This is a genomic window from Vibrio sp. Vb1018 (genome assembly GCF_033338775.1).
Lineage (GTDB): Bacteria > Pseudomonadota > Gammaproteobacteria > Enterobacterales > Vibrionaceae > Vibrio > Vibrio alginolyticus.
This window is the reverse complement of record NZ_JAWOTI010000009.1, coordinates 83,767-97,298: the sequence shown is the minus strand read 5'-3', so window position 1 is coordinate 97,298 and position 13,532 is coordinate 83,767. Positions and strand designations below refer to the sequence as shown.

The following is a 13,532-nucleotide window of genomic DNA, read 5'->3' as shown; positions in this document are numbered from 1 at the left end:
TTCAGTTTAGACAAAAAAACGGCGCTAGTGCGCCGTTTTATTTAATCATAATTGAAAATGGTTTCAATTAGATAATATCTAATAGTTCTACTTCGAAAACTAAAGCTGCAAATGGAGGGATAGCCGCACCAGCGCCACGCTCACCGTACGCAAGATCTTGTGGTACGTATAGCTTCCACTTAGAGCCAACAGGCATTAGTTGTAGTGCCTCTACCCAACCTTTGATTACACCTGTAACAGGGAATTCAGCAGGTTGACCGCGAGATACAGAGCTATCGAATACAGTACCGTCAGTTAGCTCACCGTGGTAGTGAACGCGAACTGAGCTTTCTGCTGTAGGAACTGCACCAGTACCTTCAGAAATGATTTCGTACTGAAGACCAGAGTCTAGAACGTTAACTTCAGGTCGTAGAGCGTTGTCTTTTAGGAACGCTTCGCCTTCTGCTGCCGCAATTTTTGCTGCTTCTTGGCGAGCTGTTTCTGCACGAGTGTGAAGTTCTTGTAGTGCTTTGTTGATTTCATCAATTTCGATTGATGGCATGTCACCAGTTAGTGCTGTTGCAATACCTGCTGCGATAGCATCAACGCTAAGACCTTCAAGACCAGAGCCTGCAAGTTGCTGACCCATTTGCAGACCAATGCCGTAGCTTGCTTTTTGTTCTGCAGTTTCAAATTTAATTTCAGACATGAATGTCGCTCTTATTAGGAGTGATAAAGGTAACAGGATATCAGTTTCGAGCTTAGGTTTAAATGATTGCGACTGAATGCTTAATTGAGGCGGCCAGGTTGTGACTTATCTCTTACTCCAAGTGAAATTTCTGCTAATTTAATCCCAATTCCATTTTAGTTTGGTGAAAAACATATACTCTCCGCGTCGGTATTTTTATACTGACCGTAGAAGTATTAAGGGACTCATTACAATGAATCGTCGCAGAAAGAAAAAGCAGCAAGTCGACTATGTCGAATTGGTTAAACAAAAATTCGCTGCTATCGACTGGAAGCAGCCGTTCAACAAAGAGCAATGGTTGGAGCGTATACAGCCTGTTAAGCAGTTTTGGTTGCGTCTGCCTAAATTTCATCAGCGTGCTTTGATGGTCTTAGTGCCATTGATTCTGGTACTCCTTGTCATTCCTTTGCCAAATAAAACAGATCAACCAGTTGAGCAGACTGAGGTCGATCATCAACGCGTAGCGATTGAGCTGAACGCGCAGAGTTTAAGCCAGCAGAGAACCTCTCAGAACTCTGGACCGAAATCTGAAGACTGGAAAGAGTACACGGTTAAAAATGGTGATACATTAGCGCAGGTTTTCAGAAGCAATCAGCTCTCTATGGCGGATCTTAGCGCTCTGGTCAAAATAGAAGGCAGTGATAAGCCGCTAAGCCAAATAAAGCAGGGACAGTTGATTCGCTTTAAGCTTAGTGACGAAGGTGAGTTAGATATGCTACAGCTGGAAAAAAGCGGGCGGTCCGTTATGTTTTTCCGTTTATCGGATGGGACCTTTGGACGTAACAAGTAAACGCTTCAAATGAAAAGACGCGAAGATATCGCGTCTTTTTAGTCAGTTTTTCATAGCGATTAGTTTTCATAGTAACCAATCGAGTTGAAGCTTATAGCGCTACGGATTCTTTCCGCATATCCACATGAGGGATACCATCTTCAAGATAGCACTCTGAGATAACCTTGAATCCATGACTTGCATAAAACTGGATGAGGTGTTCTTGAGCACCTATATCGATTGTCAGCCCTGGCCATAATGTTTCGCATTGTGCCAAGGCCTTGTCCAATAACTTATGACCTAAGCCACCGCCTCGCGCGGTTTGCTTTGTCACCACTCGACCAATACTCACATTGTCATACGTGGTGCCTGCGGGCAGTAATCGTGCGCAAGCAACCAGTTCATCACCGTGATAGCCTATTAGATGATAAACGCCTTCGAGTGTGTCCTTACCATCCAGTTCAGGATAAGGGCAGGTTTGTTCAACAACGAATACATCCACACGCAATTTCATCATTTCATACAGCTGTGTGGTTGTTAGCTGAGCAAAGGGCAAAGTAATCCAAGTGAGCATGTTGTTATCCGTAATGAGAATCGAGTGACTGACTTTACTTTGTTTTGAGCTCATACTCATTAACAAAGGTTAATTAGCACTGGTTTTCCCACCAAATCTGGTGATAATGTGCCCTCTTTCCATCTCACCTGAGGATATCCCCGTGAGCAAACAAACATTCGATCAAGTTGGGCTGAACCCAGCGTTACTCGCCACACTTGATTCCCTGAACTATACCCACATGACGCCAATTCAAGCTTTGAGCTTGCCTGCAATCCTAAAACATCGTGATGTCATCGGGCAGGGTAAAACGGGCTCAGGTAAAACCGCTGCATTTGGTTTAGGGGTTTTATCGAACCTCAACGTCAAACGCTTTCGTGTCCAGTCATTAGTATTGTGTCCAACACGTGAGCTTGCAGACCAAGTAGCGAAAGAAATTCGTACTTTAGGTCGCGGCATTCATAATATTAAAGTGCTTACTCTCTGCGGTGGGATGCCAATGGGGCCACAAATTGGTTCGCTGGAGCATGGTGCGCATATCCTAGTTGGTACTCCTGGTCGTATTTTGGATCACCTTGAGAAAGGCCGAATTAACCTGAGCGAGCTGAATACCTTGGTGCTAGATGAAGCTGATCGCATGTTGGACATGGGTTTCCAAGACGCATTAGATGCGATTATTGATGCAGCGCCAAAGCAGCGTCAAACTCTACTTTTCAGTGCTACTTTCCCAGAGAAAATTGAGCAAATTGCGCAGCGTATTATGCAGACGCCTGAAGTCATTAAGGTGGAATCGACTCATGATACCTCAAGCATTGCTCAGCATTTCTACAAAGTTGAAGGTTCGGAAGCGCGTGATGAAGCGTTGGCGAACTTGCTACTGACTCACCAACCAGAGTCCGCTGTGGTTTTTTGCAATACCAAAAAAGAAGTGCAAAGTGTCGCAGATGAGTTGCATCGCAAAGGGTTCAGCGTTATCGATATCCATGGGGACTTAGAACAGCGTGAACGCGATCAAGCATTGGTGCAGTTTGCTAACAAGAGTGTTTCTATCCTTGTCGCAACAGACGTCGCGGCGCGTGGTTTGGACGTAGATAACCTTGATGCAGTCTTTAACTTTGAGCTATCGCGCGATCCTGAGGTTCATGTACACCGTATCGGTCGTACAGGCCGTGCAGGTAGTAAAGGTTTGGCGTTCAGCTTCTTTGGAGAGAAAGACGGTTTGCGTGTAGCTCGTATTGAAGAATACCTAGATATGGACGTGGTACCAGCAACATTGCCTGCCAAATCAAATCAGCAGCCATACCAAGCGAAGATGGTGACGATTAACATTGATGGCGGTAAGAAACAGAAAGTACGACCGGGTGATATCTTAGGGTGTCTGACGGGAAAAAATGGTATCCCAGGCTCTCAAGTTGGCAAGATTCACCTTTTCCCGATGCGCGCCTACGTTGCGGTCGAGAAGTCAGCTGCCAAAAAGGCTCTACAAACCATTAGTAATGGCAAGATGAAAGGGCGTCAGTTCCGGGCGCGGCTTCTTAAATAGCTTAAATAGCATAGAAAGGCTCTTCGTTTGAAGGGCCTTTTCTTTTTCGAGTTTACTTGGATGTGTGATCTTTAGTTAAGCGCGCTTTAATTCGGCTCAAACTGATAGGCGTGATCCCAAGATAAGCAGCTATTTGGCTATCGGTAATACGTAGCTTTAAGTCTGGGTAGTGGGCGCAAAATAATTGGTATCGTTCCTCTGGCGAGTAGAGCAGCATAAAGCGTTCTTTGTTCTCTTTATTAACCAGTTGGTTTTCGAGTAGCTTTAAGTAAATGGCGTGTTTTTCTGCTCGCCATTGATGCAACGTTTCAATTGGTAAGCAAAATAGCTGACAAGCGCTCAGCGTTTCCAATAAGTAAGGCGAAGGTTGGTTCTTAATTATGCTCTCAAAGCCGATAACCCAGTCTTTCTCCCAATAAAACTCTTTACTGAACTCTTTGCCCTGCTCAGTGAGATAGCTTGCATGGCATAACCCTTCAATAATGAAGTAAAGGTGCGAGCTAAACTCTCCTTGGTGGTTAAGAATGTGGCGCGTAGGCAGTTCGAGTAACTCACCATTTTCGATAAGTTGGTTTGCTTCTGTGTCTAAGAAGCCATGATTGACTAAGTCTGAAAAAAGATCGCTGTGCATGTGATAACTCAGAAACGGTTTTCTTTATCATTTTGGCGTAAAACCTCCCCATTTATGGGGAGGATGTAAGCCATTGCTACGAAGTAGCAAAAATTAGTCAGGACGATTCTGACTCTCAATGTACCTAGTTAAAGCTTCAAGACTTGCTCCTCCGCAAGATCCAGCAAAGTAACTAGGACTCCAAAGCGCCCCTTTCCACAAGTAACGATGAATGACAGGGAACTCTTGCCGTAGAAGCCTAGAACTAACCCCTTTCAATGAATTGATCAGCTTCGATAACTGCACTTTTGGAGGGTACTCAAGCAGTAGATGAACGTGATCTTTCTCACCGTTGAACTCCTTTAGCTCAACTTCAAAATCGTTACATACCTCTCTTAATATTTGTTCCAAACGGATCAGTATTTCGTCATTGAACACCTTCGACCGATACTTGGTAACAAAAACCAAATGTGCGTGTAATACGCTGACGCAATGGCGACCTCGACGGATCGGATATTCTTGGCTATGTGTCATTAGACCAACTATTGATTTGTTGTTTAAGTCTATTCATAATAAGGCATCTTATCAGGAAAGACCAAATGACATTAGTAGCTTACAAATATCGGTTTAAGCCAAGTAAAGAGCAAGCAGAAATGCTTGAGCATACCTTTGGCTGCGTGCGATTTGTTTACAATAATGCTTTGGCTTTCTCGAAAGAGCAGTATGAACAAGGTAATAAAACCAACTTCAACGATTGGAATAAAAATCTAACTACACTTAAAAAAGATGCTGGGTTTTCTTGGTTGAAGAACGTATCAAGTGTGCCGTTACAGCAATCGCTCCGTCATCTTGATAAAGCGTTTAAAGCATTTTTCAAATCTGGATTTGGCTATCCTAAGTTCAAAAACAAACGTGGTAAGCAATCTGCTTGCTACATGGCGAACGCTTTTAAATTCAACGCTGATACAAAGCAAATCACCTTAGCCAAGATGAAAAATCCACTGAAAGTCAAACTATCAAGACTATTCAATGGCAGCCCGTCTTCCGTCTATGTATCCAAAACTAAAACAGGCAAATACTTCATTTCTATGCTTGTTGAAACCGAAATTCAACCGTTACCTATTGCAAGCAAAACTGTTGGTGTAGACGTTGGTATCAAATCACTTGCGGTTTGTTCTGATGGCGTTGTATTCAACAATCCCAAATACACCACGAAGTACGAGAAGAAGCTGGCTAAAGCGCAACGTAAACTTTCCAAGAAGACGAAAGGTTCTAACAATTTCAATAAGCAACGCATCATCGTGGCAAAGATCCATGAGAAGATTGCAAATTGTCGTGTTGATTTCACGCATAAAATGACGACGAAACTGATAAACGAAAACCAAGTGATCTGTACCGAGTCATTGCGAGTTAAAAACATGGTGAAAAACAAAAAGCTAGCAAAAGCAATTAGTGACGCAAACTTTGGCGAAATCGTCAGGCAGCTAGAGTACAAAGCTGCTTGGTATGGTCGAATAGTGTCTAAGATTGACCAGTGGTTCCCAAGCTCTAAATTGTGTGCTTGTTGTGGGGCTGTATATCAGGGCAAATGGTCACTTGCTATTCGTGAATGGCGATGTGACTGCGGTTCTGTAAACGACAGGGATTTGAATGCCGCTAACAATATCCACATAGAGGGGTTACGGTTAGCAGCTTAAGTATTTGTGGTGGTAGGGACTACCAACACGTTAAACGCCTGTAAGAGACAATGTAAGCCGACTCGATTTTAGTAATGGAGCGCAAATGTCGCAGACGACAGGAATCCACACTCCTTTAGGGGTGTGGTAGTTCAATCAGATCGATTTGGTAAATCGCGAAACCAATATCGTCAGTCGCGACACGTTTCATTGGGTATTGTCCTTTCTCTTTGATGAACTGCGCCGCTTTATCGCTAGGGGAGGTTTCGAAACGAATATCTAGCTTGTTATCGGACTTAATCGGTGCGAAAGACCAGTTGTTGTCAGCGCTTGGTGTCACTTCTCCTTTTTCTTCACTCACGCGAGAAATATAAGTGGCGACGACAGAGCGGTTTTCATCTGGTGCGTCAAATGCAATGAAATCTGGGCCTGTACCAGGGAAAGTATTGCTATATGCACGGTAGTTATTGGTTGCGATGATGAAATCTTGCTTCGGATTGAAAGGCTTACCGTTGAACGTCAGGTTCACAATACGCTGAGAATCTGGATTAATCACTTTACAATCCGCATCGTACTTCGGCGGTTGGGTAACGTCGATTTGGTAGTTAACCCCATCAATAACATCGAAGTTGTAAGTACGGAAATTATCCCAATCAATCAAAGATTGCGGTTTAGGATTGTTGATGTCGATGTGGTTGAATTGACCCGCACTGCACTCTAGCCATTCGCGAACTTCTTTACCTTTCACTTTCATCGCAACCAAGGTGTTTGGGTATAAGTAAAGATCGGCCGCATTACGAAAGGTGAGCTGACCGGATTCTACTTCTGTAAAGTTATTCGGATCGTTCTTACGACCGCCGACTTTAAATGGTGCTGCCGCACTCAGTACTGGAATGTCAGAAAGGTCTGGGTCGCCTTGAATAAAGCGTTCTACGTAGTCTTTCTGAGCAAGGTTAACGATTTGAATGGTGGGGTCGTCCTGCACTAATGCCAAGAAGCTGTACATGACATCATTTGCTTTGCCGATTGGTTGGTTTACAAATTCACGAGTGCCTTTGTGATCTTCTTCTAACGCTTTCACAATATCTTCATCGGCTTTAGCTAATGACTTCTTATTTACTTTATCGAAGATAGGGCGTGCTTCTGCTTGGCCTTCGATGACTTGCCATCTGCCGTCTTTCTCTTTCAGCATCAAATCCATCACACCTACGTGACTTCCCCAGCGACCCGGCATCACGGACGTTACACCATTGATGGTCCCTTTATCTATATCAACACCAGGTAGGTTTGCGAAGTCTTTCCCTGGGAAGACTGCGTGAGAGTGGCCAAAAGCAATTGCATCAATACCTTCAACTTCTGTGAGGTAGTAAACAGAGTTTTCAGCGCCTAGCTTGTATGGATCAGTAGAAATGCCCGAGTGTGGAATCGCCACAATCACGTCTGCGCCTTCTTTCTTCATTTGAGGAATCAGTTTCTCTGCTGTTTCCTTAATGTCTTTAGCAAAGACTTTGCCTTCTAAGTTCTTCTTATCCCACACCATAATTTGTGGTGGTACAAAGCCGATGTAACCCACTTTTATTTGATGCGCTTCGCCGTTTGTGTCTTTAAATGTGTGAGTTTTGATGAGGTAAGGCTTGAAGTAATGCTCACCGGTTTGTTTATCAAATACGTTTGCATTGATGTAAGGGAAGTTTGCACCCTTCAACGTCGTTTGTAGGAAATCTAAGCCATAGTTGAACTCATGATTGCCAATGTTGCCCACATCGTAGTCTAGCTTGTTCATCGCTTTGTAGACTGGGTGCACGTCGTCGGGGTTAATCCCCTTTGCCGCCATGTAATCGCCCATTGGGCTGCCCTGAATTAAATCGCCGTTATCTACTAGTACCGTGTTTTCTGTCTCGGACTTAGCCTGTCTCACTATTGTCGCAGCGCGACTTAAACCGATTTGCTGTGATGGTTGGTCTTTGTAGTAATCGTAATCCATCACGTTGGTGTGAATGTCGGTGGTTTCGATAATACGAAGCTTGATGGTATCGGCCATTGCTGGGCCAGCAAGCGTTAGCATGCCACTTAATACTGCGAGGGAAATAGGATGAACTGCCACTTTCATTTGGTGCTCCAATTCAATGATAAGGGGAAATCGTACTGCGTAATGTATCAAACACAGATGCAACTCGATGATAAAGATACAGAAAACTGTGAACATTAATCAGTTTACTGAACCTTATTCATATTAACCGCCGACTTTTTCACGCTTTTGAATGAGACCAAACAAAAACTTCTTAGCAGATTTTTGAATAAAAAATGAAATTTTAGAATTTCAGGTAATATAAACGCCCCGCCATAATGCTTGCATAACGATATCAATGGACGATGAGCAAGCACATGGCAACGAACGATTCAGTCACTTCTTTTCCTAAACCAAAGCCCCGGTTAGTTTCTGACAACCCAGTCGCTGGTGTTACTCGTTTTGCAAAGCAATCACTACAGCCTGGTGAAGTCGCCTTAGTAGGTGCAGGACCAGGCGATCCTGAACTTCTGACGGTGAAAGCACTGAACTGCTTGCAGCAAGCTGACGTGGTTTTGTTCGACTACTTGGTGTCTGAAGAAATCATGGCATTGATTCCAAGCGATACGATTTTGGTGTGCGTTGGGAAGCGAGCTGGGCATCACAGTGTGCCGCAGGAGAAGACGAATCAGCTTTTGGTGGATTTTGCCAAGCAGGGCTACAAAGTAGTACGCATTAAAGGTGGTGATCCGTTTGTATTTGGTCGTGGTGGTGAAGAGTTAGAAGTGCTTGCTGATGCCGGCGTTCGTTTTCAAGTTGTCCCTGGCATTACCGCAGCAGCTGGCGCAACCGCTTATGCTGGTATTCCACTGACTCATCGTGATTATGCGCAATCGGCCATCTTTGTGACTGGCCACTTGAAAGAAGAAAGTGATGAGATGGATTGGTCCACGTTGGCGCGTGGGAATCAGACTTTAGTGATCTACATGGGGCTGATGAAATCACACTATATTCAGAATCAACTCATTAAGCATGGTCGTTCAGCGTCGACTCCGATTGCCATTATTGAGCGTGGCACGCAGATTCAACAAAAAGTATTTACGGGAGAACTCTCCCAACTCTCTGATTTATCGAAGGAAGCACAGTCGCCATCTTTGATTGTTGTCGGAGAGGTAGTGCGACTGTCTCAAAAGTTAGACTGGTTTTTGTCTAGTACTGAATTCAACAAAAGTGCTATTGCCAACTCCATATAATTTCAGACCAAAGATTAGAGACGTAATGCGCCTTCAAGCTTAAAAAGGAAATACAAAACATGGACCAACAACGTTTAACTCACCTTAAACAACTCGAAGCGGAGAGTATCCACATCATCCGTGAAGTTGCGGCTGAGTTTGATAACCCAGTCATGATGTATTCGATTGGTAAAGACTCATCAGTGATGCTGCACCTTGCGCGTAAAGCTTTTTACCCAGGTAAGATTCCATTTCCATTGCTGCATGTTGACACCGATTGGAAGTTCCGCGAGATGATTGAATTTCGTGATCGCACCGCGGCCAAATACGGTTTTGAGCTTTTGGTACATAAGAATCCAGAAGGTCTAGCCATGGGCTGTAGCCCGTTTGTTCATGGTTCTTCTAAGCACACTGACATCATGAAGACTCAAGGCTTAAAACAAGCGCTGAACAAGTACGGTTTTGATGCGGCCTTTGGTGGCGCGCGCCGCGACGAAGAGAAATCACGGGCGAAAGAGCGCGTGTATTCATTCCGCGATAAGAACCATACATGGGACCCTAAAAACCAACGTCCTGAGCTATGGAAGACGTACAACGGTCAGGTCAATAAGGGTGAGAGCATTCGTGTATTCCCACTGTCTAACTGGACTGAGCTTGATATCTGGCAATACATCTATTTAGAAAACATCGAGATCGTGCCGCTTTACCTCGCGGACAAACGCCCAGTTGTTGAACGCGATGGCATGCTGATCATGGTTGATGATGATCGTATGGAGCTTCAACCGGGTGAAGTGATTGAAGAGAAGAGTGTGCGCTTCCGTACCCTTGGCTGTTATCCATTGACCGGGGCCATCGAGTCTGAAGCAAACACTTTAACTGGCATTATCGAAGAGATGCTGGTGGCAACGTCGAGTGAGCGCCAAGGCCGAGCGATCGACCACGATCAGTCAGGATCGATGGAGCTTAAGAAACGTCAAGGTTACTTCTAAAGGATCTAAGGAAAGATAATGAACAGTGCAGTTGAAGCTCAATTAGCCGAGCTTGGTATCGAAGGCTATTTAACACAACACCAGTACAAGTCGTTACTTAGATTCTTGACTTGTGGCTCGGTGGATGACGGTAAAAGTACATTAATCGGTCGCTTACTCCATGACTCAAAACAAATTTATGAAGATCAGCTAGCGGCAGTGCATTCAGACAGCCAACGTGTGGGTACCACGGGTGAAAAGCCCGACCTTGCGTTGTTGGTCGATGGCTTACAAGCTGAGCGAGAGCAGGGGATCACGATTGATGTGGCTTACCGCTATTTCTCGACGCAGAAACGTAAATTCATCATTGCAGATACTCCTGGACACGAGCAGTACACACGTAACATGGCTACAGGCGCATCGACATGTGACTTAGCTGTGATTCTGGTTGATGCACGTAAGGGCATTCTCGATCAAACTCGTCGTCACTCTTTCATTTCCAACCTTTTGGGTTTGAAGCACTTTGTTGTGGCGATCAACAAGATGGACTTAGTGGATTACTCCCAAGAGCGCTTTGAAGAGATCCGCGATGAGTATCTGAAGTTCTCTGAGAATCTGACAGGGGATATTGATATTCAAATCATCCCGATCTCAGCGCTTGAAGGGGACAATGTGGTGGATAAAGGCCAAAACCTGACTTGGTTTAAAGGCCCATCATTGTTTGAGCTTCTTGAAACGGTCGATGTGGATCAAGAAAAAGGCGCGGGTGAATTCCGCTTCCCTGTGCAATACGTTAATCGTCCTAACCTCGATTTCCGTGGTTTTGCGGGGACCATTTCTTCTGGTTCGATCAAAGTCGGTGATGCCATTAAAGCATTGCCATCGGGTAAAACGTCAACTGTGGCTCGTATTGTGACCTTTGATGGTGATATCGAAGAAGCTCGTGCCGGATTAGCTGTCACTCTGACGCTAAGCGATGAGATCGATATTAGCCGTGGCGACTTAATTGTTCTAGATAATGCTCAAGTGGAAACCACAAACCATTTGCTTGCCGATGTGGTGTGGATGACAGAGCAACCCCTGCAACCGGGTCGTGACTATGACATCAAAATCGCAGGTAAGAAAACCGTAGGTCATGTTGAAGCGATTCGTCATCAATATGACATTAATAATCTCTCGACTCATAGCTCGGCAGAGCTGCCATTGAATGGTATTGGTTTGTGTGAATGGTCTCTTAATGAGTCAGTCGCGCTGGACAATTATCAAGACTGTGCAGATACCGGTGGCTTTATCATTATCGATCGTCTGACAAACGTGACGGTTGGTGCTGGCATGGTTAAAGAGAGCCTCGCCGTGGTTGAGCGCGATTTGACGGACATCTCTGCGTTTGAAGTTGAGCTTAATGCGCTTGTCCGTAAACACTTCCCACACTGGGAAGCAAAAGACGTCAGCCAGTTTCTGAAAAAGTAACTGGCTTACCCAAGTACGATAATTTCAGGCTCTGTCTGCTGTTGTACTTGGGGCGTCGCTACCTAACTGAATTGCGAAATGTCGTTAGGTATTCTCCTAATACCAGAATGCTTCGGTGGAGCCCAAGAAAACCGAGCATTCTGATGTTCTTTTCGCTTGCGCTGATTTTTGTCTGTTTACTCGTTTGTCGGTGTTTCATGGATAAATGAGTCGTTGTTGTGCCCTTTGGGGCTATTTGGTAAGGAAAGGCTATGTGGGAACAAGGGTTTGTGTTAGCGATTTTGCTTGGCATTATCACTTGCTTGCTTGTCACGAAAATTAAGCCTAGTTACGTCTTTGCGGGTGCCGCTTTTATTGCATTCATGGCTGGGATGATGGATTCAGCCACTATCGCATCCAATTTTACCAACTCTTCATTGTTAACCCTGGTTTTATTGATTCTTGCATCCTGTGCTCTAGAAAAAACACTGCTGATCAGTTGGGTGAGCCGAAGTATCTCTGAGGGTCAGTTAGGCAGCGTGATTGCTAAGCTCGGTGTATCGACAGCCTTGCTCTCTTCATTTACGAATAATACCGCTGTGGTTGTCTCATTGATTGGGGCGATTAAGCGTAATCAGCAGCATGCACCTTCGAAATTACTTATTCCCTTGTCTTACGCCGCCATTTTTGGTGGCACATTAACTTTGATTGGTACGTCGACTAACTTAATCATCAACAGCTTTGTCGAAGACGCAGGCTTACCGAGCCTGAGCTTTTTTACACCCACGATGATAGGTTTGGCTGTGCTGGTGGGAGGGATGCTGATTCTTATCCCGCTCAGCTACTTGCTACCGAATTATGATGATCAAAACCAAGAAGATTTACCTTACTTTCTTGAGTCTCGCGTTGAGCCAGGCTCACCGCTAGTTGGGCGTACGATCAGCGAGAATAATTTACGTGCTCTGCGCAAACTGTTTCTTGCAGAAGTGGTGCGCGATGGTGTTACTGTTTCTTCTGTGGGACCGGATTTTGTGCTCAATGCAAAAGACCGCCTGTTATTTTGTGGCGATGTTGAGAGCGTCGCGACCCTGCAAGAAATTCCGGGCCTCAAGTTGTTTGGTCAGCAGCACTTAAATGGGCAAAACTTTATCGAAGTTGTGGTGAGCTCGTCGGCGACATTTTGCTACAAAACCCTCAAAGAGAGCCGATTCCGCGACCGATTCGATGCCGTTGTTGTGGCGATTCGCCGAGGCCACGAACGCCTAGAAGGTGGCTTGGGTAGTATTACCTTAGCGCCAGGGGACACGTTAGTTCTGGTTCCAGGCAAGCGTTTTGAGTCTGAACGCCGAGCTCATCGTAAAGAGTTTGTCTTAGTGCATGACTTGGACTCTAGCGCTCGGCTTGATACCAATAAGTCTTCCATTGTATTACTGGGCTTTGCAGCCGTAATTGGATGCGCTCTATTAGAGTTAGTGCCAATTATTAAAGGTCTAGCTGCGTACCTTATCGCGCTTATTGCGTTTGGTATTGTGCAGATTTCAGAACTGCGCCGCCGTTTTCCGATCGATATCGTCGTGATTGTCGGTTCCGCTTTGTCTATTGCTCAACTGATGATCTCTTCTGGATTGTCAGAAAGAATGGGAGTGATGTTTATTGAAGCGTTTAATGGCTGGGGAGTATTTGGTGCCTTGGTGGCGACTTATATCATGACATTGGTACTCACTGAATTGGTGACAAACAATGCCGCGGCTGCGCTTTCTTTTCCTATCGGCTATAGCATGGCGGTGGGTTATGGCGTGGATCCGATGCCATTCATCATGGCGGTTTTGTTCGGCGCGAGTGCGAGCTTTATCTCTCCCTACGGTTACCAAACTAACCTGCTGGTGTACAGCGTAGGAAATTACAAATTGACCGACTACGTGAGAATTGGAGTGCCAATTTCGATTGTGTACTCTGTATTAGTACTTACTTTGATCCCGGTCTTTTTCCCGTTTTAA

12 protein-coding genes are annotated in these 13,532 nt (G+C 45.0%); 7 read left to right on the top strand and 5 right to left on the bottom strand.

What is annotated here, in order from left to right; all coding sequences use genetic code 11:
- Positions 1–67: 67 nt before the first annotated feature.
- The gene (locus R7Z10_RS11670; protein WP_005383137.1) at positions 68–688 is read right to left on the bottom strand and encodes an FKBP-type peptidyl-prolyl cis-trans isomerase; all 621 of its coding nucleotides are present in this window, start codon (positions 686–688) and stop codon (positions 68–70) included.
- Between the two features lie 232 nt (positions 689–920).
- Here R7Z10_RS11670 and R7Z10_RS11665 point away from each other — a divergent pair, with 232 nt between their 5' ends.
- Entirely contained in the window at positions 921–1,517 is a 597-nt protein-coding gene (locus tag R7Z10_RS11665) for a LysM-like peptidoglycan-binding domain-containing protein (protein WP_017820296.1), read from the top strand.
- A 91-nt stretch (positions 1,518–1,608) separates the two neighbouring features.
- Here R7Z10_RS11665 and R7Z10_RS11660 read toward each other — a convergent pair whose 3' ends face one another.
- The gene (locus tag R7Z10_RS11660) at positions 1,609–2,070 is read right to left on the bottom strand and encodes a GNAT family N-acetyltransferase (RefSeq protein WP_213971565.1); all 462 of its coding nucleotides are present in this window, start codon (positions 2,068–2,070) and stop codon (positions 1,609–1,611) included.
- 142 nt (positions 2,071–2,212) lie between these two features.
- On the opposite strand from R7Z10_RS11660, the gene dbpA reads away from it, so the two are divergent.
- Positions 2,213–3,592 carry an ATP-dependent RNA helicase DbpA gene (dbpA, locus tag R7Z10_RS11655; RefSeq protein ID WP_047009023.1) on the top strand — a complete coding sequence of 460 codons (1,380 nt, stop codon included), beginning with the start codon at positions 2,213–2,215 and terminating at the stop codon, positions 3,590–3,592.
- Between the two features lie 52 nt (positions 3,593–3,644).
- Here the strand turns inward: dbpA and R7Z10_RS11650 are convergent, their stop codons facing one another.
- Positions 3,645–4,223 (bottom strand): Crp/Fnr family transcriptional regulator, encoded by a 579-nt coding sequence (locus tag R7Z10_RS11650; protein ID WP_012841168.1) that lies wholly within the window; start codon positions 4,221–4,223, stop codon positions 3,645–3,647.
- Positions 4,224–4,316: 93 nt separating this feature from the next.
- The gene (gene tnpA / locus R7Z10_RS11645; RefSeq protein WP_213971566.1) at positions 4,317–4,736 is read right to left on the bottom strand and encodes an IS200/IS605 family transposase; all 420 of its coding nucleotides are present in this window, start codon (positions 4,734–4,736) and stop codon (positions 4,317–4,319) included.
- A 65-nt stretch (positions 4,737–4,801) separates the two neighbouring features.
- Between tnpA and R7Z10_RS11640 the strand changes: the two genes are divergently transcribed.
- Positions 4,802–5,899: an RNA-guided endonuclease TnpB family protein gene (locus R7Z10_RS11640; protein ID WP_213971567.1), complete on the top strand. Its 1,098-nt coding sequence runs from the start codon at positions 4,802–4,804 to the stop codon at positions 5,897–5,899.
- A gap of 115 nt (positions 5,900–6,014) precedes the next feature.
- Here the strand turns inward: R7Z10_RS11640 and cpdB are convergent, their stop codons facing one another.
- Positions 6,015–7,988, bottom strand: coding sequence for a 2',3'-cyclic-nucleotide 2'-phosphodiesterase (cpdB, locus tag R7Z10_RS11635; RefSeq protein ID WP_213971568.1), 1,974 nt, complete (start codon positions 7,986–7,988; stop codon positions 6,015–6,017).
- Positions 7,989–8,263: 275 nt separating this feature from the next.
- Between cpdB and cobA the strand changes: the two genes are divergently transcribed.
- The 4 genes from cobA (at position 8,264) to R7Z10_RS11615 (ending at position 13,532) form a co-directional block, all read left to right on the top strand.
- Positions 8,264–9,139, top strand: a complete 876-nt coding sequence (gene cobA / locus R7Z10_RS11630) for a uroporphyrinogen-III C-methyltransferase (RefSeq protein WP_167426973.1) — start codon at positions 8,264–8,266, stop codon at positions 9,137–9,139.
- 59 nt (positions 9,140–9,198) lie between these two features.
- Positions 9,199–10,107 carry a sulfate adenylyltransferase subunit CysD gene (cysD, locus tag R7Z10_RS11625; protein ID WP_005379592.1) on the top strand — a complete coding sequence of 303 codons (909 nt, stop codon included), beginning with the start codon at positions 9,199–9,201 and terminating at the stop codon, positions 10,105–10,107.
- An 18-nt stretch (positions 10,108–10,125) separates the two neighbouring features.
- On the top strand, positions 10,126–11,556 hold the full coding sequence (cysN, locus tag R7Z10_RS11620; RefSeq protein ID WP_213971569.1) for a sulfate adenylyltransferase subunit CysN: 1,431 nt from the start codon (positions 10,126–10,128) through the stop codon (positions 11,554–11,556).
- Positions 11,557–11,807: 251 nt separating this feature from the next.
- Positions 11,808–13,532, top strand: coding sequence for an SLC13 family permease (locus R7Z10_RS11615; protein ID WP_005379596.1), 1,725 nt, complete (start codon positions 11,808–11,810; stop codon positions 13,530–13,532).

What these genes read in the sequence shown, in the direction of transcription:
- R7Z10_RS11670 (WP_005383137.1), bottom strand. Translation starts at nt 688, where the DNA reads ATGTCTGAAATTAAATTTGAAACTGCAGAACAAAAAGCAAGCTACGGC.
- R7Z10_RS11665 (WP_017820296.1), top strand. Translation starts at nt 921, where the DNA reads ATGAATCGTCGCAGAAAGAAAAAGCAGCAAGTCGACTATGTCGAATTG.
- R7Z10_RS11660 (WP_213971565.1), bottom strand. Translation starts at nt 2,070, where the DNA reads ATGCTCACTTGGATTACTTTGCCCTTTGCTCAGCTAACAACCACACAG.
- R7Z10_RS11650 (WP_012841168.1), bottom strand. Translation starts at nt 4,223, where the DNA reads ATGCACAGCGATCTTTTTTCAGACTTAGTCAATCATGGCTTCTTAGAC.
- tnpA (WP_213971566.1), bottom strand. Translation starts at nt 4,736, where the DNA reads ATGACACATAGCCAAGAATATCCGATCCGTCGAGGTCGCCATTGCGTC.
- R7Z10_RS11640 (WP_213971567.1), top strand. Translation starts at nt 4,802, where the DNA reads ATGACATTAGTAGCTTACAAATATCGGTTTAAGCCAAGTAAAGAGCAA.
- cpdB (WP_213971568.1), bottom strand. Translation starts at nt 7,988, where the DNA reads ATGAAAGTGGCAGTTCATCCTATTTCCCTCGCAGTATTAAGTGGCATG.
- cobA (WP_167426973.1), top strand. Translation starts at nt 8,264, where the DNA reads ATGGCAACGAACGATTCAGTCACTTCTTTTCCTAAACCAAAGCCCCGG.
- cysD (WP_005379592.1), top strand. Translation starts at nt 9,199, where the DNA reads ATGGACCAACAACGTTTAACTCACCTTAAACAACTCGAAGCGGAGAGT.
- cysN (WP_213971569.1), top strand. Translation starts at nt 10,126, where the DNA reads ATGAACAGTGCAGTTGAAGCTCAATTAGCCGAGCTTGGTATCGAAGGC.
- R7Z10_RS11615 (WP_005379596.1), top strand. Translation starts at nt 11,808, where the DNA reads ATGTGGGAACAAGGGTTTGTGTTAGCGATTTTGCTTGGCATTATCACT.